General features: G+C 66.6%; 25 protein-coding genes, 1 tRNA gene and 1 rRNA gene. 14 read left to right on the plus strand and 13 right to left on the minus strand.

The window, feature by feature from the left end; translation table 11 throughout:
* Nucleotides 1–514, plus strand: a 16S ribosomal RNA gene (locus tag AC27GT_RS12540); the annotation flags it as partial.
* A gap of 91 nt (nt 515–605) precedes the next feature.
* Nucleotides 606–1,088 (plus strand): NUDIX hydrolase, encoded by a 483-nt coding sequence (locus AC27GT_RS12545; RefSeq protein WP_054392101.1) that lies wholly within the window; start codon nt 606–608, stop codon nt 1,086–1,088.
* Here AC27GT_RS12545 and meaB read toward each other — a convergent pair.
* Genes meaB through AC27GT_RS12565 form a run of 4 tightly spaced genes read right to left on the minus strand, consistent with a single transcriptional unit; the run spans nt 1,085 to nt 4,472 of the window.
* Nucleotides 1,085–2,029, minus strand: a complete 945-nt coding sequence (gene meaB, locus AC27GT_RS12550) for a methylmalonyl Co-A mutase-associated GTPase MeaB (protein ID WP_015716562.1) — start codon at nt 2,027–2,029, stop codon at nt 1,085–1,087. The genes AC27GT_RS12545 and meaB overlap by 4 nt on opposite strands.
* A gap of 32 nt (nt 2,030–2,061) precedes the next feature.
* Complete coding sequence (locus tag AC27GT_RS12555; protein ID WP_054392104.1) at nt 2,062–2,436, minus strand: RidA family protein; 375 nt, start codon at nt 2,434–2,436, stop codon at nt 2,062–2,064.
* A gap of 4 nt (nt 2,437–2,440) precedes the next feature.
* On the minus strand, nt 2,441–4,258 hold the full coding sequence (locus tag AC27GT_RS12560; RefSeq protein ID WP_487224247.1) for a protein kinase domain-containing protein: 1,818 nt from the start codon (nt 4,256–4,258) through the stop codon (nt 2,441–2,443).
* Nucleotide 4,259: 1 nt separating this feature from the next.
* Nucleotides 4,260–4,472 (minus strand): hypothetical protein, encoded by a 213-nt coding sequence (locus AC27GT_RS12565; protein ID WP_015716565.1) that lies wholly within the window; start codon nt 4,470–4,472, stop codon nt 4,260–4,262.
* 86 nt (nt 4,473–4,558) lie between these two features.
* On the opposite strand from AC27GT_RS12565, the gene murA reads away from it, so the two are divergent.
* Nucleotides 4,559–5,857: a UDP-N-acetylglucosamine 1-carboxyvinyltransferase gene (murA, locus tag AC27GT_RS12570; protein ID WP_487224248.1), complete on the plus strand. Its 1,299-nt coding sequence runs from the start codon at nt 4,559–4,561 to the stop codon at nt 5,855–5,857.
* A 57-nt stretch (nt 5,858–5,914) separates the two neighbouring features.
* On the opposite strand, the gene AC27GT_RS12575 is transcribed toward murA, so the two are convergent.
* Nucleotides 5,915–6,259: a hypothetical protein gene (locus AC27GT_RS12575; RefSeq protein ID WP_487224249.1), complete on the minus strand. Its 345-nt coding sequence runs from the start codon at nt 6,257–6,259 to the stop codon at nt 5,915–5,917.
* Nucleotides 6,260–6,349: 90 nt separating this feature from the next.
* On the opposite strand from AC27GT_RS12575, the gene prfB reads away from it, so the two are divergent.
* Nucleotides 6,350–7,448 (plus strand): peptide chain release factor 2 gene (gene prfB, locus AC27GT_RS12580; protein ID WP_151165816.1). Its coding sequence is split into 2 segments (ribosomal slippage): nt 6,350–6,400 and nt 6,402–7,448, totalling 1,098 coding nucleotides; the frame shifts between segments, so codons are not numbered across the junction.
* Here prfB and AC27GT_RS12585 read toward each other — a convergent pair.
* The 4 genes from AC27GT_RS12585 to AC27GT_RS12600 are packed head-to-tail and all read right to left on the minus strand — an operon-like array spanning nt 7,445 to nt 10,126.
* Nucleotides 7,445–7,837: an iron chaperone gene (locus tag AC27GT_RS12585; RefSeq protein ID WP_015716569.1), complete on the minus strand. Its 393-nt coding sequence runs from the start codon at nt 7,835–7,837 to the stop codon at nt 7,445–7,447. The genes prfB and AC27GT_RS12585 overlap by 4 nt on opposite strands.
* Before the next feature lie 8 nt (nt 7,838–7,845).
* Nucleotides 7,846–8,508 (minus strand): phosphate signaling complex protein PhoU, encoded by a 663-nt coding sequence (gene phoU, locus AC27GT_RS12590; RefSeq protein ID WP_015716570.1) that lies wholly within the window; start codon nt 8,506–8,508, stop codon nt 7,846–7,848.
* Between the two features lie 14 nt (nt 8,509–8,522).
* Nucleotides 8,523–9,416, minus strand: a complete 894-nt coding sequence (locus AC27GT_RS12595; protein ID WP_015716571.1) for a sensor histidine kinase — start codon at nt 9,414–9,416, stop codon at nt 8,523–8,525.
* Complete coding sequence (locus AC27GT_RS12600; RefSeq protein WP_015716572.1) at nt 9,413–10,126, minus strand: response regulator transcription factor; 714 nt, start codon at nt 10,124–10,126, stop codon at nt 9,413–9,415. The genes AC27GT_RS12595 and AC27GT_RS12600 overlap by 4 nt, the downstream gene beginning before the upstream one ends.
* A gap of 91 nt (nt 10,127–10,217) precedes the next feature.
* Here AC27GT_RS12600 and AC27GT_RS12605 point away from each other — a divergent pair.
* Nucleotides 10,218–10,292, plus strand: a tRNA-Val gene (locus tag AC27GT_RS12605).
* 51 nt (nt 10,293–10,343) lie between these two features.
* Here the strand turns inward: AC27GT_RS12605 and AC27GT_RS12610 are convergent.
* Nucleotides 10,344–11,060 (minus strand): MIP/aquaporin family protein, encoded by a 717-nt coding sequence (locus tag AC27GT_RS12610; RefSeq protein ID WP_038068456.1) that lies wholly within the window; start codon nt 11,058–11,060, stop codon nt 10,344–10,346.
* On the minus strand, nt 11,044–12,945 hold the full coding sequence (locus AC27GT_RS12615) for a polyphosphate kinase (RefSeq protein ID WP_038068459.1): 1,902 nt from the start codon (nt 12,943–12,945) through the stop codon (nt 11,044–11,046). The genes AC27GT_RS12610 and AC27GT_RS12615 overlap by 17 nt, the downstream gene beginning before the upstream one ends.
* Here AC27GT_RS12615 and AC27GT_RS12620 point away from each other — a divergent pair, their 5' ends adjacent.
* The 9 genes from AC27GT_RS12620 (at nt 12,946) to gcvPB (ending at nt 23,864) form a co-directional block, all read left to right on the plus strand.
* Nucleotides 12,946–14,475: a Ppx/GppA phosphatase family protein gene (locus AC27GT_RS12620; RefSeq protein ID WP_487224250.1), complete on the plus strand. Its 1,530-nt coding sequence runs from the start codon at nt 12,946–12,948 to the stop codon at nt 14,473–14,475.
* 7 nt (nt 14,476–14,482) lie between these two features.
* Complete coding sequence (locus AC27GT_RS12625; protein ID WP_487224251.1) at nt 14,483–14,980, plus strand: SixA phosphatase family protein; 498 nt, start codon at nt 14,483–14,485, stop codon at nt 14,978–14,980.
* Between the two features lie 145 nt (nt 14,981–15,125).
* Complete coding sequence (locus AC27GT_RS12630) at nt 15,126–16,856, plus strand: NAD-dependent malic enzyme (RefSeq protein WP_487224252.1); 1,731 nt, start codon at nt 15,126–15,128, stop codon at nt 16,854–16,856.
* A 4-nt stretch (nt 16,857–16,860) separates the two neighbouring features.
* Nucleotides 16,861–17,805, plus strand: coding sequence for a DNA double-strand break repair nuclease NurA (locus tag AC27GT_RS12635; protein WP_054391880.1), 945 nt, complete (start codon nt 16,861–16,863; stop codon nt 17,803–17,805).
* A complete protein-coding gene (locus tag AC27GT_RS12640) occupies nt 17,805–19,538 on the plus strand; it encodes an ATP-binding protein (RefSeq protein ID WP_487224253.1) in 1,734 nt (577 codons plus the stop codon). Before AC27GT_RS12635 ends, AC27GT_RS12640 begins: the two co-directional genes overlap by 1 nt.
* A gap of 16 nt (nt 19,539–19,554) precedes the next feature.
* Complete coding sequence (gcvT, locus tag AC27GT_RS12645) at nt 19,555–20,604, plus strand: glycine cleavage system aminomethyltransferase GcvT (RefSeq protein ID WP_487224254.1); 1,050 nt, start codon at nt 19,555–19,557, stop codon at nt 20,602–20,604.
* An 18-nt stretch (nt 20,605–20,622) separates the two neighbouring features.
* Nucleotides 20,623–21,009, plus strand: coding sequence for a glycine cleavage system protein GcvH (gene gcvH / locus AC27GT_RS12650; RefSeq protein WP_015716597.1), 387 nt, complete (start codon nt 20,623–20,625; stop codon nt 21,007–21,009).
* 117 nt (nt 21,010–21,126) lie between these two features.
* Complete coding sequence (gene gcvPA, locus AC27GT_RS12655) at nt 21,127–22,443, plus strand: aminomethyl-transferring glycine dehydrogenase subunit GcvPA (protein ID WP_487224255.1); 1,317 nt, start codon at nt 21,127–21,129, stop codon at nt 22,441–22,443.
* Nucleotides 22,440–23,864 (plus strand): aminomethyl-transferring glycine dehydrogenase subunit GcvPB, encoded by a 1,425-nt coding sequence (gcvPB, locus tag AC27GT_RS12660; RefSeq protein ID WP_015716599.1) that lies wholly within the window; start codon nt 22,440–22,442, stop codon nt 23,862–23,864. The genes gcvPA and gcvPB overlap by 4 nt, the downstream gene beginning before the upstream one ends.
* A 49-nt stretch (nt 23,865–23,913) precedes the next feature.
* On the opposite strand, the gene AC27GT_RS12665 is transcribed toward gcvPB, so the two are convergent.
* Together AC27GT_RS12665 and AC27GT_RS12670 are read right to left on the minus strand one after the other, a co-directional pair.
* A complete protein-coding gene (locus AC27GT_RS12665; protein WP_487224256.1) occupies nt 23,914–24,345 on the minus strand; it encodes a rhodanese-like domain-containing protein in 432 nt (143 codons plus the stop codon).
* Nucleotides 24,346–24,388: 43 nt separating this feature from the next.
* Nucleotides 24,389–24,652 (minus strand): hypothetical protein, encoded by a 264-nt coding sequence (locus tag AC27GT_RS12670; RefSeq protein ID WP_487224257.1) that lies wholly within the window; start codon nt 24,650–24,652, stop codon nt 24,389–24,391.
* Between the last annotated feature and the right edge of the window lie 224 nt (nt 24,653–24,876).

A 24,876-nucleotide genomic window follows, 5' to 3' on the forward strand; every position in this document is an offset into this window, starting at 1 on the left:
CCCGCGAGGGAGCCCTAGCACAGGTGCTGCATGGCCGTCGTCAGCTCGTGTCGTGAGATGTTGGGTTAAGTCCCGCAACGAGCGCAACCCCTGCCCTTAGTTGCCAGCGGGATAGGCCGGGCACTCTAAGGGGACTGCCTGCGAAAGCAGGAGGAAGGCGGGGACGACGTCTGGTCATCATGGCCCTTACGGCCTGGGCGACACACGTGCTACAATGCCCACTACAGAGCGAGGCGACCCAGCGATGGGGAGCGAATCGCAAAAAGGTGGGCGTAGTTCGGATTGGGGTCTGCAACCCGACCCCATGAAGCCGGAATCGCTAGTAATCGCGGATCAGCCATGCCGCGGTGAATACGTTCCCGGGCCTTGTACACACCGCCCGTCACGCCATGGGAGCGGGTTCTACCCGAAGTCGCCGGGAGCCTTAGGGCAGGCGCCGAGGGTAGGGCTCGTGACTGGGGCGAAGTCGTAACAAGGTAGCTGTACCGGAAGGTGCGGCTGGATCACCTCCTTTCTAAGGAGCATGAAGCCTCTGCTCTCCCCTTTTTGAGGTCCTTTGGGGGCGCCTTCGGGCGCCCTTTTTTGTTGCCAGGAGGCGGAACAGCGTGCGGAGGAAGCGTCAGGTCCGGGTGGCCAGGAGGCGGGTGGTGTCCGCCGGGGGCGTGGTCCTTCGGGGAAGGGTTCCCGAGGTATTGGTGGTGTCCCTGAAGGGAGGACGGGTGGTGACCCTTCCCAAGGGGCAGGTGGAGCCCGGGGAGCGTTACCCGGAGACGGCGGTGCGGGAGGTGCGGGAGGAAACCGGGGTAGAGGCGGCGGTGGTTTCCCCCCTGGGCAAGGTGCGCTACTACTTCACCGTGCGGAACGGAGGAGAACCGGTCACGGTGAGCAAGGAGGTGCACTACTTTCTCATGGCCTATCGCGGGGGCGAACCCAGGCCCCAGCTCACCGAGGTGGAGGAGGCCTTCTTCCTGCCTGCCTCGGAGGCCCTGGAGCGCCTTTCCTATCCCAACGAGCGGGAAATGCTCTTAAAGGCCTTGGCCCGCTGGCGTCCCTGCCGGCAGGATTCCTCCCCGGAGCCTGGGGCCTAGGGGTGGGCCTTGGGGTCCAGAAGGGCCAAAGCGGCTTCCTCCGGGGAAAGCTCCCCCCGGGCCACCCGGGCTACCAGGTCGCCTGCGCCCTGGGTCCTCTTCCGCCCCCACTCCTGGATGACGCTTTCCACCTCAAAACGGGCCCGTTCCAGGCGGTGGGCCTCGAGGAGCCCGTGGGCTACGAGGTGCTGGTAATGGGCCTCCAGCCCCTCAAAGAGGGCCTCCACCCCTTCCCCCGTGGCCGCCACCGTGGGGTAGATGGGAGGGTGCCATCCCCCGGGCCGGGGAGGGGCCAGCTCCAGGGCGCTTTTCAGCTCCTGGATGATCCTCTCCCCGCCGGGTAGGTCAAACTTGTTCACGGCGAAGAGGTCGGCGATCTCCATGACCCCGGCCTTGAAGGCCTGCACCGCATCCCCCGCCGCTGGGGTGAGGACGAGAAGGGTGGTGTCCGCCACCCGGGCGATGTCCACCTCGCTTTGCCCCACCCCCACGGTTTCCACGAAGATGCGGTCAAAGCCGAAGGCCTCCAGAAGGGCCAAGGCGGCCACCGTGGCCCCCGCCAGGCCCCCCAGGGCTCCCCTCGAGGCCAGGGAGCGGATGTAGACCCCCGGGTCCTGGTGGTGGCGCATCATGCGGATCCGGTCCCCGAGGATGGCCCCCCCGGTGAAGGGGCTGGAGGGGTCCACCGCCAAGACCCCTACCCGCTCCCCCCGCTTCCTGGCCTCCAGGATCAAGCGGTCGGTGAGGGTGCTCTTGCCGGCTCCCGGGCTTCCCGTGATGCCCACCACCTTGGCCCGGGCCTGTCCCCGCAGGCGCTTAAGGAGCTCCTGCCCCACAGGGTGTCCCGATTCCACCAGGGTGAGGGCCCGGGCCAGGGCCCGTACATCCCCTTGGCGAAAGCGGTGGAGAAGTTCTTCCGCTTGGCTTTCCTGGACCGTCATGCCGATATTTTACGCTTTTTTGCCCTCGTGCCTTAATCCGCCAGGGCGATGCAGGCCACCTCCACCCGGACCCCTCTGGGCAAGGCCTTCACCGCCACCGTGGCCCGGGCCGGGTAGGGGGGCGAGAAATAGCGGGCGTAGACCTCGTTAAAAATGGGAAAGTCCTCCATGTCCGATAGGAAGCAAGTGGTTTGAACCACCCGGGAAAGGCTGGAGCCTGCGGCCTCCAGGATGGCCTGCAGGTTCTCCATGACCTGCTCCGTCTGGGCGCGGATATCCCCCTCCACCAGGATACCGTCGGGCTTCAGGGGAATCTGACCGGAAACAAAGACCAGCCCCCCGGCCCGCACCGCCTGGGAGTAGGGGCCGATGGCCTGGGGAGCTTTATCCGTGCTCACCGCTTCCATGCCCCTATCCTACGCCAAAGCGGAAGAGCTTCCCCGCCAGGTTGGCCACCAGGATCTCCTGGGCCAGGGGCAGAGGCGGTACCTGCACCGCTCCCAGGCCCGTGGCTTCAAAGACCACCTGGCCCCTTTGGTCCACCGCCAGGAAACGCCCCTCCTCCGTGGCCACGTACACGTGCCCGGCAGCGTAGGAAAGGCCTGCCGTCACCTTGCCCACCTCGAGGCTCCACACCTCCTCCCCCGTGGCCTGGTCCAGGGCCCTTAAGACCCCGTCCCAGGCGGCCACATAGACCCGTTCCTCGTCCAGGGCCAGCCCGCCCCAGATCTCGCCCTCCACGGCGGTGTTCCAGAGGGTTTCCCGGCTCAAGGGGTCAAAGGCGTAGACCTCCCCCTCCCAGGTGGGGATGAAGAGCACCCCCCGGTAGGCGGCCACGGGGGCGTGCACGGGGCTGGTTTTCACCTTGTAGCGCAAGGCGCCCGTGTCCGGGTCCAGGGCGTAGAGGAACCCGTCCTCCGAGGCCAGGAAAAGGAGGCCCCGGTGGAAGGTGGGGCTGGCGGAGAGGTGGCCTCCCGCCTGGAAACGGTAGAGGAGGCGGTCCCGCTCAAAGGCATAGAGGCTTCCGTCCCGGCTGGCCACGAAGACCCGCTCCCCCAAGACCAGGGGAGCGGCGGTGATCTCTGCCCCCGTGTCGGCGCTCCACTCCAGGGCCTGGGCCTTGAAGCGGCGCACCCGGCCGTCCCAGGCGGCCACGTATACCCCACCCCGCACCACCGGGGGAGCGGTGACCTCCTCGGGAAGGTTTTCCCGGCGTACCGTTCCCGAGAGGAGGTCCACCTCCACCAGGCCCCGCCCCGCCCCCAGGTAGACCCGGCCGTGGGCGTGGACCATCTCCCCGGGCCAGGCGGCCTCCCCTCCCAGGTCCACCTTCCCCTTCAGGGAAAGCCTGCGGGGGTCAGGGGCCAGGGGGTAGTGGCCCGAGCGGCTGGACCCGGCTCGGGGGGTGGCAAGGCGAAGGGCCTGGAACTCCTGCAGGGGGCTCTTGAAGAGGCTGGGGTGGGAGGGTCTTTCCTCGGGATGCTTGGCCAAAAGGGAAAGCACCGCCTCCGCCACCCCGGAAGGGATGGTGGGGTTCAAAGCCTGGGGAGGCTTAGGGGGCTCGTAGACGTGCTGGAAGAGGATCGCCTGATCGTTTTCCCCCTCGAAGGGGGGTTTTCCGGTGAGGGTGCGGTAGAGGACCGCTCCCAGGCTGTAGAGGTCAGCCCGGGGGGTAAGGGGCAGGCCCTTGGCCTGTTCCGGGGCCATGTAGGTGGGGGTGCCCAGGGTGTACCCGGTGCGGGTCAGGTGGCGGCTTTCCTGCAAGAGGTAGGCCAGGCCAAAGTCCATGACCTTGGGATGCCCCTCCTTGGTGAGGAGGATGTTTTTGGGGGTGAGGTCCCGGTGAAGGATGCCCTGGGCGTGGAGGTGGGCCAGGGCTTCCATCACCTGGATGGCCGCCTCGAGGATCCTTTCCCCTTCCGGGCCCTCCTCAAAGGGGCCGAGGCGGTCAAAGGTACCCCCCTCCACCAGCTCCATCACGAAGTAGGGGCGCCCCTCCACCTCCCCCAGGTCCAGCACCTGGACGATGCCCGGATGGAAGAGGCGGGAGAGGGCCCGCACCTCCAGGAGAAACCGCTCCCTCTCGGGGGGCAGGGCCCGGGGGTGGAGGAGCTTCACCGCCACCTTGCGGCCCAGGCGCTCGTCCACCGCCCGCCACACCTCAGCCATGCCCCCGGAACCCAAGGAGGCCTCGAGGCGGTACCGCCCGCCCAGGACCATGCCCGTCATTTTATTCCTCGGGCTCCAGCTGCTTCAGGAGTTCGGCCAGCTCCTCCTTGTTGCCTTCCAGCTCCTGCACGATCTTGGCGATGGCCAGGCGCACCACCTCCGACTTGGAAACCAGCCTTTCGGGGCTGGAAAGGGCGTAGGCCGCCCGGGTGAGGAGGGCGTCCTGTTCCTCGGAGATGACCACCTGCAGCCGCTTCTTCTCCTTCTTGGGCATACCTTCCCTTGGAAGAGTGTAGCAAAGAGCGCATGCTCTTGACAATGTGGATGGTCCCTTTTATCCTCACTTTGAGTAAGGTGTGTATGATGCTCAAGGACTCGCGGCGGGGCAGCAGGATCTTGCGGATTGAGGGAGGCCAGCCCCTTTCCGGCGAGTTGCGCATTTATCCGGCTAAAAACGCCGCCTTGCCCATCCTGGCGGCAAGCCTTCTCACCCCCGAGCCCATCACCCTCTTGGAGGTGCCCAGGCTGAGGGACGTGGAGGTGATGCTGGAGCTTCTTTCCCACCTGGGCACCCGTTACCAGTGGGAAGGACGCACCCTCCACCTGCACACCCCGGAGATCCGGAACACCCACGCCCCCTATGAGCTGGTGGGGCAGATGCGAGCCAGCTTCATCGTCTGGGGGGCCCTTCTTGCCCGGGTGGGGGAGGGGCGGATCTCCCTGCCGGGGGGGTGCGCCTTTGGGGCCAGGCCCGTAGACCAGCACGTGAAGGCCTTGCGGGCCCTGGGGGCCGAGGTGGTGGAGGAGGAGAACACCTTCTACGCCCGAAGGACCCGTCCCCTGGCGGGGAGGGTGGTCTTCGACCTGCCCACGGTGGGCGGAACCGAGCAGGCCATGCTGGCGGTGGCCCTTGGGGGCGAGGCCACCGTGGTGCAGGCGGCCATGGAACCGGAGGTGGAGGACCTGGGCCATTTCTTGCGGATGCTGGGGGCGGAGGTCCACGGCCTGGGTAGCCCCATCCTGCACATCCGGGGTGCCAGGCAGCTTGGCGGGGGTACTTACCGCATCATCCCCGATCGCATAGAGGCCGGCACCTACCTCCTGGCGGCGGCGGCCACCCGGGGGTCCATCACCCTAAGGGAGGTGCGCCCCGACCACCTGGATGCCCTTTTGGATAAGCTTCAGCAGTCCGGGCACCGGGTGGAGGTGGGGAAGGACTGGGTGCGGTTCTGGGCCGTACCGGATCCCAAGCCCTTCTTCGTGGAGGCCCGGGAGTACCCCGGCTTCCCCACGGATCTTCAACCCATCGTTACCGCCTATCTGGCCACGGTTCCCGGGCAGAGCGCCATCACCGACCGGGTTTACCCGGACCGCTTCACCCATGTGGGGGAGCTGGCCCGGATGGGGGCCGAGCTTTACCTTCGGGACCGCACCCTCCTGGTGAACGGGAAGCGGTTGCACGGGGCCCAGGTGAAGGCCCTGGATATACGCGCCGGGGGCGGGCTGGTGGTGGCCGCCCTGAGCGCCGAGGGGGTTTCCGAGATCGAAGGGGTCTACTTTCTCGAACGGGGGTATGAGCACCTGGAGGAGCGCCTGAAGGCCTTAGGGGCCAGGGTGAACCTGGCCGAGGTTCCCTTGGCCCCACTGGCCGCCGACTGAGTGGCCTAGGGGTTTAGCGGGATAGGAACAGCTTTGAGTGGGTCAAGGGAACAGGCCCTAGGGGAAAAGGCGCAGGGCCTCGAGGAAGCGGAGGAAAAGTTGGTTCCGGTGTTCCTCGGGGCTATATCCCTTGCCGCCCAGGCCCGCCCGGTGGAGGGCGTCCCACACCTCCCGGGCCACCGCCCGGTCTCCCCCGAGCTTGGCGGCGAGAAGGGTCCAGGCTTCCTCCTCATCCCCTTTCCCCACGAACTCCCGGTATTCCTGGGCCAGGGTTCGCATGAGGGTGCGGAGGTCCGGGGATGGGGAGGGGAGGGTTGGGGGGTGCCTTAGCCCGGGAAGGCGTTGGGCATGGCCCTGGGGGAAGGGCATGTACACTTCTCTCGCCAACCCGTTGGGTGCCATAGCCCACCTCCGTGATTAGCATAAAATATGAGTGCTAGGATGTAAAGGGTTCTTGTACTCCCCAGTTGAGGCCTGTATACTGGGAAGGGTATGGACCTGGACCTTCTTGCCACCCGCTTGGAAAGCCTCCGGGGGTATCTTTGACATCCCCGGTAAGGAAGCCCGTTTAAAGGAGCTGGAGAAACGCCTGGAAGACCCGGCCCTCTGGCAGAACCCGGAGGAGGCTAGGCGGATAAGCCAGGAGGCCGCCCGCCTGCGGCGCACGGTGGATACCTTCCGCTCCCTGGAGAGCGACCTCGAGGGCCTCCTGGAGCTGTGGCAGGAGTTTCCCGCAGAGGAGCGGGAGGCCCTTAGGCCTGAGCTTCTGGAGGCGGCCAAGAAGCTGGAAAGCCTTTACCACGAGACGCTTCTTTCCTTCCCCCATGCGGAGAAGAACGCCATCCTCACCATCCAGCCCGGGGCTGGGGGCACGGAGGCCTGCGACTGGGCGGAGATGCTTTTGCGGATGTACACCCGTTTCGCCGAGCGCCAGGGGTTCCAGGTGGAGGTGGTAGACGTGACCCCCGGGGCGGAGGCGGGCATCGACTACGCCCAGATCATCGTCCGGGGGGAGAACGCCTATGGCCTCCTCGCCCCCGAGGCGGGGGTTCACCGCCTGGTCCGTCCCTCCCCCTTTGACGCCTCGGGGCGCCGCCACACCTCCTTCGCCGGGGTGGAGGTGATGCCCGAGGTGGACGACGCCGTGGAGGTGGTCATCCGGCCCGAGGACCTGCGCATCGACGTGTTCCGCTCCCAGGGGCACGGGGGCCAGGGGGTGAACACCACCGATAGCGCCGTGCGCATCGTGCACCTGCCCACGGGCATCACCGTCACCTGCCAGACCACCCGGAGCCAGATCAAGAACAAGGAGCTGGCCATGAAGGTCCTCCGCTCCCGGCTTTACGAGCTGGAGTGGAAGAAGAAGCAGGAGGAACTCAGGAAGCTCCGGGGCGAGGTGCGGCCCATCGAGTGGGGAAGCCAGATCCGTAGCTACGTCCTGGACAAGCAGTACGTGAAGGACCACCGCACGGGCCTCATGCGCTTTGACCCCCAGAACGTCCTGGACGGGGACCTCCTGGACTTCATCTGGGCGGGGTTGGAGTGGAAGGCGGGCCGCCGCCAGGCGGTGGAGGAGGTGGAGGCTGACTAGGCTTCCTCGAGGCCCTCTCCCAGGGCCTTGCGCAGGAGTTGCCGAACTTTTTCCTCCTCTTCCTGGCCCAGGGCCTTCACGGCAAAGGCCACGGGCCAGAAGGTACCCTCGTCCAGCTGGGCAAGATCGGTGAAGCCCAGGGTGGCGTAGCGGGTCTTGAACTTGTGGGCGGGCTGGAAGAAGCAGAGGACCTTGCCCTTCCAGGCGTAGGCAGGCATGCCGTACCACAACCTTGGGGAAAGCTCCGGGGCCCAGTGTTGGATAAGGGTGTGGAGCCTCAGGGCCAGGGTGCGGTCGGGTTCCGGGAAGGCCTCAATGGTGCGCAGGACCTCGGCCTCGGTGAGGGCCGCCCGCTCCTCGGGGGTTAACCCGGGCTTCTCGCGCGCCACGGCCCCTCTTAGTAGACGTCCTCAGGGGTCTTGTAGACCTCGCCGGTAAGCCAGTAGATCACCCTTTCCCCCACGTTTTCCAGGTGGTCCCCCAGGCGCTCATAGCTGCGGGCCACCCGCATGAGGGTGAGGGCCTTGGTGATGGTGCGGGGGTCTTCCAGCATGTAGGTGATGAGCTCCCGGGTCACCTCCTCGTAGAGGCCATCCACCTGGTCGTCCATCTCCACCACCTTGCGGGCAAGCCCGGGGTCCCGCTCGGCCACCGCCTTGCCCAGGGTGTCCATCATCTCCAGAAGCCTCTTGCCCATCTCGGGGAGGGTGACGTAGCGCTTAAGGGGGGGTTCCTGCGCCAAAAGGAGGGCGTCCTCGGCCACGTGCATGGCGTAGTCCCCGGCCCGTTCCAGGTCGGTGAGGGCCTTGATGATGGTGAAGATGAGCCGAAGGTCCGAGGCCACGGGCTGGTGCCGGGCGATGACGGCTACGGCCTGGTTCTCGATCTTAAGCTCCAGGGCATCCACCTCCTGGTCCTTGGCTATGACCTCTTCCGCCTTGGCCCGGTTCCCCTCCACCAGGGCCTCCGTGGCCTTTTGGGTCATCTCCCGGACCAGGGAGAGCATCCTCAGGGTTTCCCCCACCAGTTCGTTTAGGGCTTTGTCCAGTACCTCGCGCATGCTACCTCCTTGCCTCAGTTTAGAGGAAGAGCCACGCCAAAAACGTTTTCGGCCCCGTCCCTCCGGGCGTAGGCCTCCCCACCCAGGCCCTGGGCGATCCGGCGCACCAGGTAGAGGCCCAGGCCCTGCCCGGCTCCTCCCTGGAATCCTCGGTGGCGGGGCAGGAAGAGGAGTTCGTAATCCGGAAGTTCCGGTCCTTGGTCCCGCACCTCCAGCAAAAGGCGCCCCCCCTCTTCCCGGGAGAGGAGGCGGATGGGATCTTGGCCGTACTTGAGGGCGTTATCCAGGAGGTTAAGGAGGATCTGGAAGAGGGCCTCGGGGTCGGTGTGGGCGGTGTGGGGCAGGTGGACCTCCACCTGCCTTTCCTGGATTTTCTCCCTAAGAAGCCTCTCCAGGCGGGGCCAGAGCTCCTCCAGGGGGAAGGTGCGCTTGGGGCCCGGTTGGGTGAGGGAGAGGTCCCGCACCAAGCGGGATAGGCGGGCCACCTCCCCCTTGAGGAGGTCCAGCACCTCCTTCTCCTGGGGGGTCCTGGGGGTGAGGGCCTCGAGGAGGGGTCCCATCCCCGCCAGGGGGGTGCGGAGCTCGTGGGCCAGGGCCTGGGTGGCTTCCTCCAGGGCCTCCAGGCGCCGGTTTAGCTCCGTTTCGTCCAGGAGGTAGAGCCTGCCGGGAAGGGCCCTCACCCTCAGGGTGCGGCTTCGCACCTCGAGGGTGCGCTCGCCCCCGTGGAGGGCCAGGGCCTCGAGGCGGTGGTCCCGGAGGGCGAGGAGGAGGGGGCGGCCCACCACCTTTTCCCGGCTCACCTCCAAAAGCTCCTCTGCCTTGGGGTTCAGGTAGAGGACCTGCCTGTTCCGGTGAAGGACCAGGCCCTCCAGGGCTTTCTCCCAGGCCTCGGCCAGAAGTTCGTTCACCCTTCCCCCTTGGTCTGGCTGGGACCGTGGTTCGCTTCTTGCGGGGCCACCTTGAAACGGTACCCCATGCCCCGCACGGTTTCCAGAAAGCGGGGGGCCTTGGGGTCTTCGCCCAGCTTTTCCCGGAGCTGGAGCACGTGCTGGTCCACCGTCCTCGGGGTGCCCAGGTAGTCCTGGCCCCAGACCGCTTCCAGAAGCTCCTCCCGGGAGTAGACCCGGCCCGGGCGCTGGGCCAGGAAGGCCAGCAGTTCAAACTCCCGCCGGGTTAAGGGTAGGGGCCTGCCGTCCAGGTTGGCCTCCTTGCGCTCCAGGTCCAGGAGAAGGGGTCCGCGCCGGAGCACCTTCCGCCTGCCCGCACGGCGCAGGAGGGCCTCGAGGCGGGCCAAAAGTTCCTCGGTGGCGAAGGGTTTTACCAGGTAGTCGTCGGCCCCGCGGGAAAGCCCCTCCACCCGATCCCGGACCTCGGCCCGGGCGGTGAGCATGAGGACGGGAAGCTCGGGGTAGGCTCCTTGACGCATACGCTCCAGGAGCCGGGTGCCGGGTTCGTCGGGGAGCATCCAGTCCAGGACCACGGCTTCCGCTTCCCGCAACCTTGGCCAGGCTTCCTGGGAGGTGGCGGCCTCCAGCACCCTGTGCCCGGCTTTTTCCAGGGCCAGCCGCACCCCAAGCCGCACCGCTGGCTCGTCCTCCACCACAAGGACCGTGGCCACGACCTTAGTCTAGCCCGAGCCTTGTCAGAGGAGGGTCAGGGCCTTTGCTTGACAGGTCTCCTTGGCCCATGCTACCCTGCAAAAGGCCTGGGGGCGGCTAGCTCAGCGGAAGAGCGCTCGCCTCACACGCGAGAGGTCGTAGGTTCAAGTCCTACGCCGCCCACCACGAAGAGAACACAAAACTTCCCCCCTCGGTAGCGAGGGGGGAAGATGCTTTCTACCTATCCAGCGCCCGGTACATGGCCACCGCCCCCAGGGCTCCCAGGATGGGGAAGAGGGCGGGGACCAAGAGGTAGGGGCTGGCTGCGCCCTCTACCCCAAGGATCCAGGCCAGAAACCTGGGGGCAAAGTCCCGGGCGGGATTCAAGGCGAAGCCTCCAGGTCCTCCCAGGCCGTACCCCACGGCTGCCACGGTGAGGGCCAGCCAGAGGGTCACCATGCGCCCGTCCTTGCCCGCCGCCAGGATCACGCTCATGAGGGCGAAGGTGCCCAGGGTTTCCGCCACCGCCGGGCCAGTCCAGGCGTAGAGGGCTTCCGGTTCCGTGCGCAAAAAGCCGGGTCCCGTGCTGAACACGTTGGGCATCCCCTGGGCCAGAAGGCCTTCCCGGTAGGCGACAAAGGCTCCGAGAGCACCCAGGAATCCGCCCAGGAACTGGGCCACCAGGTAGAGGGGCACGAAACGCCAGGGGAAAAGGCGACCCGCAGCCAGGGCCAGGGTGACCGCGGGGTTGAGATGGGCCCCCGAAAGGGAGCGGCTGGCCAGCACCCCCACCAGCACCGCCAGGCCCGAGCCCAGGGCCAGGGAGTCGTAGCCGTAGGCCCCCGGGGAAAGCCGGGGCTGTAGGACCGCATTGGCGGCGCTTCCCACGGTGAGGAGGACGAGAAGCAACGTCCCCAACACCTCACCCACAAACGCCCTACCAACGATGCGCATCCTGGTTGCCTCCCCAAAGGGGTTCCTCACCTTTAGGGGTAAGAAGGAAGCTATTCCGATTATCCCGGATCTGGCGCTTGAGCACCCGGAGGACCTGCTTTTTGGCTTCCTTATCCAGGACGGGGAAGAGGAGTTCAAAGCGGCTTTGGAAGTTCCGGGGCATGGCATCCGCGCTGGTGAGGTAAACCCTCCAGGTTCCTCCGGCCCGGAAGGCGGCCACCCGGGCGTGTTCCAGGAAGCGCCCCACCAGGCTTTTGGCCCGGAAGGCGGGGTGGAGGAGGGTGAGGGTGCTCCGCACCAGGAGGTCTACCCGGGCCCCTGCCTCGGCGGCCTGGACCAGGGCCTGGAGGACCGCAGGATCCGTGAGGTGGTTGAACTTCAGGATTATCCGGCCCTTGGGGTGGGCCTTCTTGGCGATTTCCTCCACCAGGAGGTTGCGGATGGCCTCCCCGGTCCTGAGGAGGGAGAGGGCCAAAGAAGCCTCGAGGCCGGTTTCGCCTGGGCTTACTACCTCCGAGGCCTGCTTTGCGGCCAGCCCGCCCAGCCCTTCCCCGGGAAGGCTGGCCCGCATGGCCTGGAAGAAGCTGTGCACCTCCCGCACCACCTCGAGGCGCCCCGTGAAAAGGGAAAAGTCGGTGTAAAGGCGCCCGTTTTGCGGGTTGTAGTTGCCGGTGCCCAGGTGGACGTATCCCTTTCCCTGGTGGGTGAGGAGGAGAAGGGCCTTGGCGTGCACCTTGCGCTCGGGTAGGGGGAGCACCTCCACCCCGGCCCGGAGGAAGCGCAGGTACCAGTGGAGGTTCAAAAGCTCGTCGAAGCGGGCCCGACCCTCCAGGAGCACGTGCACCTTTTTTCCGGCCCGCGCCGCCTGGATGAGGGCCTCGGCCAGGGGGTTCTCCTCCCCGATGCGGTAGAGGGTGGCCCAGACCTCGGCCACCTCAGGGGAGAGGGCCTCCTGGGCGAAGCGCTCCACGGCGGCGTAGTCGGCAAAGGGGTGGTAGAGGAGGAGGTCCTTGCGCTCCAGGTGGGCCAGGGGCTTTTTCAGGAAGCCCCGGGGCCGCTCGGGCTTCAGGGGCGGGAAGAGCCATTCCCTAGGGCCCTCGGCCACCAGCCTTTCCACCAGGGTGAGGTTCAGGGGTGGGGGCAGGAGGAAGACCTCCTCCGGGGTAAGTTCCAGGGTTCCCCGGAGCGCTTCCAGCCAGGCCTCGGGGAAACCCTCCTCAACCACCAGCAAGGTGGCCATCCCCTCCTGACGCCCCTCCAGGGACTGGGCCAGCTCGTCCCAGTCCGCCCGGGCCCGCTCGCTTTCCAGAAGCCGAAGCACCCTGAGCTCGTAAAGGGGAGAAGGCTCCGGCAGGAAGAGGTCGCTTCGGGCCCGCATTAGGGCTCCCAGGCGCACGTAGGTTCCGTCCCGCCCGGGGACGGGGAGCAGGCGGGGAAGGTCCTGGGGCAGGCGCACCAGGTAGTCCTCCGAGGCGAAGTAGAGGGCTCCGTGGGAAAGGTCGGAGGCAGCCTCCCAGGGGATGAGGTCGGTGCGGGGGGCCACCACCTCCGCCAGGTAAACCCGGAAGTAAAGCCAGTCCTCCTCGTCCAGATCCTGGGGCTCCAGGACCTCGAGGCGGGGACGGGCCTCCCTTAGCAAAGCCTGATAGCGCTGGCAGGCCAGCCTGGCCTGGGCGTAGGCTTCCTCCAGCAAGGCCCGGTGGGCTGGGCTCCCCCGCTTTTCCCAGAAGGGCTTGGCGATGCGGGCAGCAAAGAACTCGTCCAGGTTTCGGTTCCAGATGGCCAGAAAACGCATCCTCTCCAGAAGAGGGAAATCGGGCCGCTCCGTTTGCAGGAGGACCCGGCGGTTAAACTGTAGCCAGCTGGCCTCGGGTAGGAGGTGCATTTGTTAAAGATTACGCCCGGCGAAAGTCAGAACAAGGTCAAGCCCCGTTCCCTGGCCATCATGGACCTGGGCTCGGGTACCTTCCGCCTGGTGGTGTACGAATACGAGCCTGGCCTTTCCTTTCACCTGGCGGACGAGTTGCGGGAGCCCGTGGCTTTGGGGGAGGGCCTTAGCCGGGGGCGGATTAACCCCCAGGCTCTGGAGCGGGGAAAGAAGGCCCTGAGGGCCTTTGCCGACTTTCTCAGGGCGGTGGCCCCGGACGAGGTGCGCATCCTGGCCACCAGCGCCATCCGGGACAGCGAAAACGGCCGGGAGATCCTGGAGGAGGCCCTGGCCCTGGGGCTTTCCCCCAAGCTCCTTTCCGGGGAGGAGGAGGCCCGGCTTGGGGTGTTGGCGGTGGCCAACGCCCTGCCCCTAGAGGAGGCCTTGGTGGTGGACCAGGGTGGGGGGAGCGCTCAGGTTTCCCGCATGCAGGGGCGTCGGTTCCTGTGGGGCAGGGCCCTTCCCTTGGGGGCTTTGCGCCTCACGGAGGGGTTTTTGGCTTCCGACCCGCCCGCCAGGGCCGAGGTGAGGGCCCTGGTCCAGGCGGTGATGGCCCACCTCGAGGCCCTGCCCCTGGAGCCCGGCGTGCCCGTGGTGGGCCTGGGGGGAAATGTCCGGGCGGTGGCCCGCCTGCACCAGAAACGGCGGGGCTATCCCCTGGATTTCGTGCACGGCTACTACCTGCCCCGGGAGGGAGTGGAGGAGCTTTACGAGGACGTGCTGAGCTTGAGCTTGAAGGCCCGCTCGGAGCTTCCTGGCCTCCAGCAGGACCGGGCCCGGACCCTTCCCGCCACCTTGGTGCTGCTTCGCACCCTCCTGCGCCATACCCGGGCCCCAGGCCTCTGGCTGAGCGGGATGGGGATCCGGGAGGGTGCCCTTTTTCAGCACCTCCTGCCCTCGCCCCACCTTCTCCCCGACCCCCGGGCCTTTGCCGTGGAGAACCTCTTCCGCCGCTATCCCTTTCGGGCGGACCACCGGGAGCGGGTGAAGGCCTTAGCTTTGGCCCTGTACCGTGGCCTTTCCCCCCTGCACGGCTACGGCCCGGAGGAGGAGCGCCTTCTCCTGGAGGCCGCCCACCTTCACGACATCGGCATGCACCTGGGCTACCACGAGCACCACAAGCACGGGGCCTACCTGGTCCTCTCCGAGCCCCTCTTGGGAACATCCCACCGGGAGCAGGTTCTCCTGGCCCTCCTGGTGCGCTACCACCGGCGCGGAGAGCCTTCTTTGGGAGGCTACCGCAACCTCATGGCCCGGGGGGATGGCAAGAGGCTTTGGCGCCTGGCTGCCCTGCTTCGCCTGGCGGAGATGCTGGAGCGCACCCGTTCCGGCCGGGTGAAGGGGGTGCGGGTGGAGCTGGGAGAGAGGGTGCGCCTGACCCTGGAGGCGGAGGAGGACCCGTGGGTGGAGCGCCTGGAGGCGGAGAAGCAAGGGGGGCTTTTCCAGGAGGCCTTCGGGCTTCCCCTCGAGGTGGTGTGGGGAAGATAATGTCCCAATGGAGCTCCTCCTGGTACGGCATGCCCTGGCCCTGCCTCCCGAGGGAGAGGGGGAGGAGGCGGACCACCTTCGTCCCTTGGCACCCCGGGGGGTGCGGCGGTTCCGCAAGGTGGTGCGGGGCCTTAGGGGGCTTGGGGTCAAGCTGGATCGGATCCTCACCAGTCCCAAGCGACGGGCCCTGGAAACCGCCGAGCTCCTGGCGGACCTCCTGGAGGGGGAAACCCGGGTAACTCCCCTCCTGGCGGCTCCTCCTTCGGAAGCCCTCCTGGCCGAGATACCCCATCAGGGCCGGGTGGCCCTGGTGGGACATGAACCTTACCTTTCCACCCTCCTGGCTTGGCTTCTCCTGGGGGACTTCATGGGGGCCTCGGCCCGGGAGCCCCTGGGGGCCCGCTTCCCCTTGAAGAAGGGAGGTGTGGCCTGGCTGGAGGGGAACCCCGTGCCCGGGGGGATGGTGCTTAAAGCCCTGCTTCCGCCCAAGGTTTTCCGGCTGTGAGTGAGTTTCCATCCTTGGCCTCTGGCAAACCCCTTGAGGGTTTTCTGTCGCCGAGAGCCATGTGCCCGTCCTATCCTCGTGGACTTGGCCCGACCAGGACGTTCCTACCCTAGCCTTACGGCCTGGGGAGTGGAAGAATAGGGCTATGCCGGTTAGTCGCTATTACGATGTCAAGCGGGACGAGCGAGGCGAGCGCTACCTGGAGCCCTACGTTTCCGGTTTCCTTCTGCTGAGGCTTCCCCTCCTCAACAAGGGCACGGCCTTCACCGAGGAGGAGCGGAGAGCCCTGGGCCTCGAGGGCCTTCTTCCCCCCCATGTGAACACCCTCGAGGAGCAGAAGGAGAGGGTCTACCGCCGCTACCGCCTTATCCAGAGCCCTTTGGAGAAACACATCTACCTACGCCACCTCCAGGACCGCAACGAGGTGCTCTTTTACGCCCTTTTGGTGGATCACCTGGAGGAGATGCTGCCCATCCTCTACACCCCCACGGTGGGGGAGGCGGTGCGGGAGTTTTCCCACATTTACCGGTATCCCCGGGGCTTCACCGCCAGCACCAAAAACATCGACCGCCTCGAGGAGGCCCTGGCCAATGTTCCCCTGGAGGAGGTCCGCCTCATCGTGGCCACGGATTCCTCCGCCATCCTGGGGATCGGGGACCAGGGGTATGGGGGCATGGCCATCTCCATCGGGAAGCTAACCATTTACACCGCCGCAGGGGGTGTGGGACCCGACAAGACCCTTCCCGTGGAGCTGGACGTGGGCACGGACCGGGAGGACCTCCTCACGGATCCCCTGTACCTGGGCGTGCGGCACAAGCGCCTGAGGGGCGAGGAGTACTACCGCTTCCTGGACCGGTTCGTGGAAGCGGTGCGCAGGCGCTACCCCAAGGCCCTGATCCAGTGGGAGGACTTTGCCAAGGAGGCGGCTTTTAATGTGCTGGAGCGCTACCGCAAGGTGGTGCCCTCCTTCAACGACGACATCCAGGGCACAGGGGCGGTGGCTTTGGCGGGGGTGCTCTCCGCCTGCCGTCTGAAGGGGGAGAAGCTTTCCGACCAGGTGATCGTGATCTATGGGGCGGGCGCCGGGGGCATCGGGGTGGCCTGGGCCTTGCGGGAGGGGATGAAGCGGGAAGGCCTTTCCGAGGAGGAGGCCCGGGCCCGGGTGCTGGTGCTGGATTCCAAGGGCCTCCTGGTGGAAGGCCGGAGCATGGAGGCTTACAAGCAACCCTACGCGCAACGGCGGGAGCGCATCGCCGGGTGGGAGTTTGCGGGTTCCTGCCCCAACCTCTTGGAAACCATCCGCAACGCCCGGGCCACCGTGCTTCTTGGGCTTTCCGGCCAGGGGGGAAGCTTTACCGAGCCGGTGGCGCGGGCCATGATGGAAAACACCCCCCGCCCGGTGATCTTCCCCCTTTCCAACCCCACCTCGGCCTCCGAGGCCCTTCCCGATGACCTCATCTACTGGACCGAGGGAAGGGCCCTGGTGGCGGCGGGTAGCCCCTTTCCCCCGGTGGGCTACATGGGGCGGACCATCCCCATCGGCCAGGGGAACAACGCCTTCATCTTCCCGGGCCTCGGCCTGGGGGCGGTGCTGGCCCGGGCCCGGGAGGTGACGGACGGGATGGTGCTGGAGGCGGCCTACGCCCTTTACGACTACACGCAAGGCCACTTCCCCGAGTTCCTTTACCCCCCGGTTTCCCGGCTGAGGGAGGTTTCCCCTTACGTGGCGGCCCGGGTGATGCAGAAGGCCCTCGAGGAGGGCGTGGCGGAGGAGGAACGGGTGAAGGGCCTTTCCTTCAAGGGGCTTATGGAGTTCGTGCGTAGCCGCTTCTGGGAGCCCAAGTACCTCCCCTACCGCCCGGCCCCGGTAATCTAAGGGCATGGCCTGGCGGCTTTACGCCCTGGATCTTTCCCGCCTCGAGGGCCCGGCAGGGGAAGTTCTTCCTGGGGCCCCGGAAGGCGCTGAGGAGGGCTACCCTGCCAGCTTCCAGCCCCTGGAGGAGCCATGGGAGGCCAGAAGGGCTGGTCCGGTGCCCTGGCCCGAGCCCCTTTACTTCGTGGACGGCCGGGAGCGGGGGGAGGCGGTGCTTTCCGACGGGAGGAGGCTTGCCCTCTTGGGGTGCGTGGCCGCCGGCGCCGTGGTTTATCAGCAAGGGAATATGCGCCTGCTGGAAACCAGGGTGCGCCGGGTGGGGGTGGGGTTGGAGGAGGCCTTGCGCCTGGGGGAGCTGGTGTACGAACCCCTGCCCCTCGAGGGCCCTCCAAGCCCGGGGGACGTCCTCACGGCCCTTCAGGAGGGTTTGCGGAAGGCCAGGACCCTCTTGGAGGAGAAGCTGGCCGGAGCCCTCACGGGAGGCCTTCTCGTGGTGGACGGTCCCGTGCGCTTAAGGCGGCAGGGCCCGGTTTTGGGGTACATCAAGACCCACTGGGCCCGTTACCTCCCCGAGGACAGGGAAGCCCTCCTCTCCACCCTGAAGCCCGGGGAGCGCACCCCCATGTTTAGGGTGCGCCGGAAGGGGCAGGAACTGGCCAGCTGGTACCTGCGCCTGCCCCTGCCCCCGGAGGGGGTGCGCCCGCCGGAAAGCGGGCTTCTGCGGGTGGAAACCCCGCTGCAGGGGGATTTCGGCGCCCTGGCGGACCTATCCTTAAGCCTCTTTCCCGCCCTAGCCTCCCACCCGGTGAAGGACCCCAGGGCCCCGCAGAACCTTCTGCCCGTTGGCGGGCTTGAGCGGGAGCTGGCCCGCAGGATGGGGAGCCGCGAGGTGGTGGCCCGCATCCTTGCCCGGCACCAGGATAGCCTGTCGGCCGATCTGGGAGGTGGTTGATGGAGCGCATCGGGGTGGTGTTGGGCAGGCGGGAGGCCACCCCCCTGGAGTTCTGGGTGGGGGTGGAGGGGGAGGGCCTTCTGCGCCTGGACGACCTGGTGGTGGTGGAGGGGTTTCACCCCAAGGTGGGCAAGGTGCGCTACTTCGGCATGGTGGACCTGGTGGCCAAGGCCCACGAGGGGGAAAGCTTTGACACCGATGTCTTCTTGGCGGTACAGGGGAAGATCCCCGTGAGCCTGGCCTACGTGGCCCATGTGAGCGTGACCCGCATCGTGCCCGAGGAGTTTTTCCCCCCCGATCCCGGCTCCGCTGTGTACCTGGCCCGGGGGGAGGACCTGGAGCTTGCCCTTTACTACGATGCCATGAAAAACCAAAGGGGAAGCACCAAGCTTCCTGCGGGGTTTTTAAAGAGCGGGGAGGTGGCCTACCTGAACCTGGAGTTCCTGAACGGGGTGAAGGGGGGGCACGTGAACATCTCGGGCATCAGCGGGGTGGCGGCCAAGACCAGCTACGCCACCTTCCTCCTGAAAAGCCTTTTGGAAAGCGGGGTCCTCGAGGAGGCCCACCAGGCCCGGGTGCTCCTCTTCAACGTGAAGGGGGAGGACCTCCTCTTCCTGGACAAGCCGAACCTAAGGCTTTCCGAGGAGGCCAAGGAGGAGTACCGCCGCCTGGGCCTTCCCCCCACCCCCTTTGGGAGCGTGCGCTTCCTGGCCCCGCCCAAGAAGGGAGAGGAGGGGATTCTCCCCGATGTGGAAACCCGCCTGGAGGGGGTGAAGGCGTACCATTGGGACCTGGTGCAGTTTGCCCAGAAGGGGCTTCTCCCCTTCCTCTTCACCGACAAGGGGGCCCTCACCAACCTGGGCTTCCTGGTGGCCCACGTGACGGAGAAGCTAAGGCGGCTTGCGGAGGGGCAGAAGGGGCCCCACCTCCTGGTGGCGGACTGGCCCGGAGGGGAGCTTCCCGAGGACATCACCTTTGACGACCTGGGCAGGGTGCGGTTGACAAGTTTCGCCGACCTGGTGCGCTACCTGGAGTACAAGCTTTTGGGCCCCGAAACGGGGGAAGGGGAGGGGGACCGGACCTGGGTCGCCCGCCAGGCCCGGGGGACCCTCGAGGCCTTTGTCCGGCGCCTCCGTTCAAGCGTGGAGAACGTGGGCCACCTGGTTCGGGGAGACCGCAAGGGCAATCCCCCGGACCCCCTGGAAGGAGGGGAACAGGTCCACGTGGTGGACCTGGCCAAACTCTCCCCCCAGGGCCAGATGTTCGTGGTGGGGAGCCTTCTTTCCGACCTCTTCGCCAAAAAGGAGCGGGGCCAGTACCGGGGCCGGGTTTTCGTGGTGCTGGACGAGCTCAACAAGTACGCTCCCCGGGACGAGGAAAGCCCCATCAAGGACGTGCTCCTGGACATCGCCGAACGGGGCCGCTCCTTAGGGGTGATCCTCATCGGGGCCCAGCAGACCGCCAGCGAGGTGGAGCGAAGGGTGGTGGGCAACGCCGCCATCCGGGTGGTGGGAAGGCTGGATGCCGCCGAGGCCGAGCGGCCCGAGTACCGCTACCTTCCCACCTCCTTCCGCCAGCGGGCTCTGATCCTGCCCCAGGGGATGGTGATCCTGCACCAGCCGGAGATCCCCGTGCCCCTTCTCGTGCGCTTTCCCTTCCCCGCCTGGGCCACCAAGCGGGAGGAGGTCCTGGAGGACAACTCCGCCGAGGCCTTGAGAAGGGAGTTCTTTTAGTAGGATGGGGCTTGCCATGAAGAAGACCCCGCTTTACCAAGCCCACCTGCGCCACGGGGGGCGCATGGTGGAGTTTGCCGGCTACGCTTTGCCCCTGCAGTACACCTCCATCGTGGAGGAGCACCTGGCGGTGCGCCGGGGGGCTGGGCTTTTCGACGTGAGCCATATGGGGGAGTTCCTCATCCAGGGCCCTGAGGCCCTGGCCTTCCTCCAGTGGGCCACGGCCAACGATGCCGCCAAGCTAAAAGTGGGTCGGGCCCAGTACTCCATGCTTCCCAACGCCCGAGGGGGGGTGGTGGACGACATCTACCTGTACCGGCTCGCCGAGGAGGAGTACCTCATGGTGGTGAACGCCGCCAACATCGCCAAGGACTTCGCCCACCTGAAGGAGCTCTCCCGGGGCTTTGCCGTGGAGCTCACCGACCTCTCCGAGGAAACCGCCCTCCTGGCCCTGCAGGGTCCCAAGGCGGCTTCCCTCCTCCAGGGCTTGACCGACGCCGACCTTTCCCAAAGGAAAAAGAACGACGTGTTCAGCGCCCGGGTGGCGGGCCGGCCCGCCCGCCTGGCCCGCACCGGGTACACGGGGGAGGATGGCTTTGAGCTCTTTCTGGCTCCCGAGGATGCCGAGGCGGTCTTTGAAGCTCTTTTGGGGGCGGGGGCGACCCCGGCGGGCCTGGGAGCCCGGGACACCCTGAGGCTGGAGGCGGGGTTTCCCCTTTACGGCCACGAGCTTACCGACGACACCAACCCCCTGTGCACCCCCTGGGCCTGGGTGGTGAAGAAGGAGAAGGATTTCCACGGCAAGGAGGCGATGCTGGCCACGCCGTGCGCTGAGAAACTCATCGGCCTGGTGCTGGAGGCGGGGATTCCCCGGGAGGGGTATAGGGTATACTCCGGCGACCGGGCGGTGGGCCGGGTGACCAGCGGGGGTTATTCTCCCCTCTTGGAAAAGGGCATCGCCCTGGCCTACGTGGAGAAGGAGGCGCAGGAGCCCTTCTTTGTGGAGGTTCGGGGGCGCAAGGCGGGGGCTTCCCTTAGCCCATTGCCCTTTGTACCGCTAAAATAGCGGGGGTTAGGAGGCGCTATGGACATACCCAAGGACCGCTTTTACACCAAGACCCACGAGTGGGCCCTGCCCGAAGGGGACACGGTTTTGGTGGGCATCACCGACTACGCCCAGGATGCGCTCGGGGACGTGGTGTACGTGGAGTTACCCGAGGTGGGGCGCAAGGTGGAGAAGGGCGAGGCGGTGGCCGTGGTGGAGAGCGTGAAGACCGCCTCCGACATCTACGCCCCGGTATCGGGTGAGGTGGTGGAGGTGAACACCGCTTTGGAGAAGACCCCGGAGCTCATCAACCAGGACCCCTACGGGGAGGGCTGGATCTTCCGCATCCGTCCCTTGGACATGGGGCACCTGGATGACCTGCTGGATGCCGCTGGCTACCAGGAGGTCTTGGAGAGCGAAGGGTAAGGCGGCCGGTATGGCGAGCTCGGGGCTTTGGGGTGCCCGGATGTCCTTAGCCGGGCGGCAGAGCCCTTCTGTGGCCCCGGGTCAAATGGCCCGGGGGTTGTGTTTAAGGATGATCCTATGGACTACACGCCCCATACCGAGGAAGAGATCCAGGCCATGCTGGAACGGGTGGGGGCCGGAAGCCTCGAGGACCTCTACCGGCACCTGCCAAAGGAGGTTTTAAACCCCGAGATTTCCCTGCCCGAGCCCTTGCCGGAGTGGGCGGTGCTGGAGGAGCTCAAGCGGCTTGCAGGGAAAAACCAACCGGCCTTTAAGGCCTTTTTGGGGGGTGGGGTTCGTAGCCACCACACCCCGCCCGTGGTCCAAGCCCTGGCGAGCCGGGGGGAGTTTTTGACCGCCTACACCCCCTACCAGCCGGAGGTGAGCCAGGGGGTTTTGCAGGCCACCTTTGAGTACCAGACCATGGTGGCGGAGCTTGCGGGCCTCGAGGTGGCCAACGCCTCCATGTACGACGGGGCCACTGCCCTGGCGGAGGGGGTCCTTCTGGCCTTGAGGGAAACGGGAAGGATGCGGGTCCTGGTTTCCCAGGGAGTGCACCCGGAGTACCGGGAGGTGCTCAGGAGCTATTTGGAAGCGGTGGGGGCGGAGCTCATCCCCCTGCCCCTGGAGGGGGGCCGCACCCCCTTGGGGGAGGTGCCCGAGGGCACGGGGGCGGTGGTGGCGCAAAACCCCAACTACCTGGGGGCCCTGGAGGATCTCGCCCCCTTGGCGGAGAGGGCCCATGGGGTGGGAGCGCTTTTCGTGGCGGTGGCCGATCCCCTTTCCCTGGGGGTTCTGGAGCCCCCGGGGGCCTACGGGGCGGATATCGCCGTGGGGGATGGCCAGACCCTGGGCCTGCCCATGGGCTTTGGTGGGCCCCACTTCGGGTACCTGGCCACCCGGAAGGCCTTCGTGCGCCAGATGCCCGGGCGGTTGGTCTCGGAAACCGTGGACGCCGAGGGAAAGCGGGGCTACATCCTCACCCTCCAGGCCCGGGAGCAGTACATCCGCCGGGCCAAGGCCAAGAGCAACATCACCACCAACGCCCAGCTCACCGCCCTCATGGGGGCCATGTACCTGGCGGCCTTGGGGCCCTTGGGGCTTAAGGAGGTGGCCCTGCAAAGCGTGGCCATGGCCCACCGCCTCTGGGAGCTTCTTTTGGAGATCCCGGGGGTGGAGCCCTTCACCCCAAAGCCCTTCTTCAACGAGTTTGTTCTGAGGCTTCCCAAGGAACCCCAGGCGGTGCGGGAGGCCCTGGCGGCAAGGGGCTTCCACGCCGCCACCCCGGTGCCGAAGGAGTACGGGGAGAACCTCGCCCTCTTCGCCGCCACGGAGCTGCACCGGGAGGAGGACCTTTTGGCCCTACAAGCGGCCATGCGGGAGGTGTTGGCATGAGCTATCCCTTGATCTTTGAGCGAAGCCGCCCGGGAAGGCGGGGCTTGAGGCTGGTGGAGGAGACGCCTGAGGCCACCCGCTACATCCCGGAGAAGTTTTTGCGCAAGGCCCCACCCCGGCTTCCCGAGGTGGACGAGCTCACCCTGGTGCGCCATTACACGGGGCTTTCCCGCCGCCAGGTGGGGGTGGACACCACCTTCTACCCTCTGGGTAGCTGCACCATGAAGTACAACCCCAAGCTGCACGAGGAGGCGGTGCGGCTTTTCGCCGACCTGCACCCCTACCAGGATCCCAGGACCGTCCAGGGGGCCCTGGAGCTCATGTGGCAGCTTTCGGAGTACTTGAAGGCCCTCACGGGCATGGACGCCATCACCCTTGAGCCCGCCGCCGGAGCCCACGGGGAGCTTACCGGGATCCTCATCATCCGCGCCTACCACGAGGACCGGGGGGAGGGGAAAGAGAGGCGAGTGGTTCTGGTGCCGGATTCTGCCCACGGCTCCAACCCCGCCACCGCCAGCATGGCGGGGTACCAGGTGAAGGAGGTACCCTCGGGGCCGGATGGGGAGGTGGACCTCGAGGCACTGAAGCGGGAGCTTGGTCCCCACGTGGCCGCCATCATGCTCACCAACCCCAACACCCTGGGCCTTTTTGAGCGGCGCATCCTGGAGATCTCCCGCATCAGCAAGGAGGCCGGGGTGCAGCTTTACTACGACGGGGCCAACCTGAACGCCATCATGGGCTGGGCCCGGCCGGGGGACATGGGCTTCGACGTGGTCCACCTGAACCTGCACAAGACCTTCACCGTGCCCCACGGGGGGGGTGGGCCGGGCTCGGGGCCCGTGGGGGTGAAGGCCCACCTGGCTCCCTACCTCCCCGTGCCCACGGTGGAGAGGGGCGAGGAGGGCTTCTACCTGAACTTTGACCTTCCCAAGAGCATCGGCCGGGTGCGGAGCTTTTACGGGAATTTCCTGGCCTTGGTGCGGGCCTGGGCCTACATCCGCACCCTGGGGCTAAAGGGCCTCAAGAAGGCTGCTGCCCTTTCCGTTCTCAACGCCCGTTACCTCAAGGAACTCCTCAAGGAGAAGGGGTACAAGGTGCCCTACGACGGCCCTTGCATGCACGAGTTCGTGGCCCAGCCCCCCCAGGGCTTCCGCACCCTGGACCTGGCCAAGGGGCTTTTGGAGATGGGCTTCCATCCCCCCACCGTCTACTTCCCCTTGATCGTCAAGGAAGCCCTGATGATCGAGCCCACGGAAACGGAGAGCAAGGAGACCCTCGAGGCCTTCGCTGAGGCCCTGGGGGAGCTTTTGCAAAAGCCCAGGGAGTGGCTGGAGGGAGCTCCCTACACCACCCCGGTGCGGCGGCTGGACGAGGTGCGGGCCAACAAGTACCCCAAGCTCACCTATTTTGACCGGGAATAAGGACCAAAGGGGGAGGGGCAAGGCCCCTCCCCGGTCTTTTGGCCACCGTTTACTTCTCCACCGGCAGGTTGGCCCCGGTCCAGGCCTTATAGCCTCCCAGGATGCTCTTCACGTTGTACCCCTGGCCGCGGAGGAAAACGAGGGCCATGGCGCCCCGGTGCCCGATGCCGCAGTAGATGATGATGGGCTTGCCCTTGGGGATATCCCCAAGGCGCTTGGGCAGGTCGCGGATGGGGATGTTGACGGCTCCGGGGATCCGGCCATCCTTGAACTCCGCAGGCTCCCGCACGTCCAGGATGAAGACATCCAGGGTGTCCATCATCTGCTTGGCGGCGGCGGGCTGGATGCCGTGGAAGTCGGCGGGCAGGGTGGCGAGGAAGTTCCCCACCTCCCGCACCGTGAGGGCGGAGAAGGTGGTGGTGGTCGCCTGCGCCAAGACCGGAAGGACCAAAAGAAGCCCGAACCAAGCCAGTTTCCTCATGCCTTTCATGGTGCACCTCCTTGATTCCCCAGGGGGTTTCCCCCTAAAGGCCAAGCCCCTGCCACTGGCCCACGGCCACCAGAAGGGCTCTAAGGCCAGCGGCAGCCAAGAAAGCAGCCCAAGGGGCCAGGCTTTCCTTCCCGAAGGCCCCAAGCCCCAGGGCCAGGAATAGCCCATAAAGAACCCCCCCTTCCTCCCATAGGTGTCCCTGGGCCTCGAGGGTCAGGGTGAAGGGGTAAAGGAAGGCCAGAAAGAGGGAGGCCCCCAGGAGGATGCGCAAGGGGTATAAAGCCCAGGGGCTTTTCATAAGGACGGCCACCCCGGGTCGTGTAAGGAATTATGTGTAGGGGTTTGTGTATAAAAGGGGGGTACCAGGATTAGGAAGGAGGTACCCCGTGGACCAGGATACCTTGCAGGTGATGCTAAGGGAAGCGGTGAGGCAGACGGTGACCGAGGTCTTGCAGATTCTCCTGGACGCCGACCGGGAAGCCTTCTTGCGCCAGCACGGGGGACGCAAGAACGGCTACTACC

This window comes from Thermus sp. KWY1 (genome assembly GCF_057547025.1).

Bases quoted from the DNA above. Each gene is read 5' to 3' on its own strand.
- gcvPB (WP_015716599.1), top strand. From the start codon at position 22,440: ATGAGCTATCCCTTGATCTTTGAGCGAAGCCGCCCGGGAAGGCGGGGC.
- meaB (WP_015716562.1), bottom strand. From the start codon at position 2,029: ATGACGGTCCAGGAAAGCCAAGCGGAAGAACTTCTCCACCGCTTTCGC.
- AC27GT_RS12560 (WP_487224247.1), bottom strand. From the start codon at position 4,258: ATGACGGGCATGGTCCTGGGCGGGCGGTACCGCCTCGAGGCCTCCTTG.
- AC27GT_RS12665 (WP_487224256.1), bottom strand. From the start codon at position 24,345: ATGAGGAAACTGGCTTGGTTCGGGCTTCTTTTGGTCCTTCCGGTCTTG.
- AC27GT_RS12610 (WP_038068456.1), bottom strand. From the start codon at position 11,060: ATGCGCATCGTTGGTAGGGCGTTTGTGGGTGAGGTGTTGGGGACGTTG.
- AC27GT_RS12555 (WP_054392104.1), bottom strand. From the start codon at position 2,436: ATGGAAGCGGTGAGCACGGATAAAGCTCCCCAGGCCATCGGCCCCTAC.
- gcvH (WP_015716597.1), top strand. From the start codon at position 20,623: ATGGACATACCCAAGGACCGCTTTTACACCAAGACCCACGAGTGGGCC.
- murA (WP_487224248.1), top strand. From the start codon at position 4,559: ATGATGCTCAAGGACTCGCGGCGGGGCAGCAGGATCTTGCGGATTGAG.
- AC27GT_RS12630 (WP_487224252.1), top strand. From the start codon at position 15,126: ATGCCGGTTAGTCGCTATTACGATGTCAAGCGGGACGAGCGAGGCGAG.
- gcvT (WP_487224254.1), top strand. From the start codon at position 19,555: ATGAAGAAGACCCCGCTTTACCAAGCCCACCTGCGCCACGGGGGGCGC.
- gcvPA (WP_487224255.1), top strand. From the start codon at position 21,127: ATGGACTACACGCCCCATACCGAGGAAGAGATCCAGGCCATGCTGGAA.
- AC27GT_RS12640 (WP_487224253.1), top strand. From the start codon at position 17,805: ATGGAGCGCATCGGGGTGGTGTTGGGCAGGCGGGAGGCCACCCCCCTG.
- AC27GT_RS12635 (WP_054391880.1), top strand. From the start codon at position 16,861: ATGGCCTGGCGGCTTTACGCCCTGGATCTTTCCCGCCTCGAGGGCCCG.
- AC27GT_RS12575 (WP_487224249.1), bottom strand. From the start codon at position 6,259: ATGGCACCCAACGGGTTGGCGAGAGAAGTGTACATGCCCTTCCCCCAG.
- AC27GT_RS12625 (WP_487224251.1), top strand. From the start codon at position 14,483: ATGGAGCTCCTCCTGGTACGGCATGCCCTGGCCCTGCCTCCCGAGGGA.
- AC27GT_RS12670 (WP_487224257.1), bottom strand. From the start codon at position 24,652: ATGAAAAGCCCCTGGGCTTTATACCCCTTGCGCATCCTCCTGGGGGCC.
- AC27GT_RS12565 (WP_015716565.1), bottom strand. From the start codon at position 4,472: ATGCCCAAGAAGGAGAAGAAGCGGCTGCAGGTGGTCATCTCCGAGGAA.
- AC27GT_RS12615 (WP_038068459.1), bottom strand. From the start codon at position 12,945: ATGCACCTCCTACCCGAGGCCAGCTGGCTACAGTTTAACCGCCGGGTC.
- phoU (WP_015716570.1), bottom strand. From the start codon at position 8,508: ATGCGCGAGGTACTGGACAAAGCCCTAAACGAACTGGTGGGGGAAACC.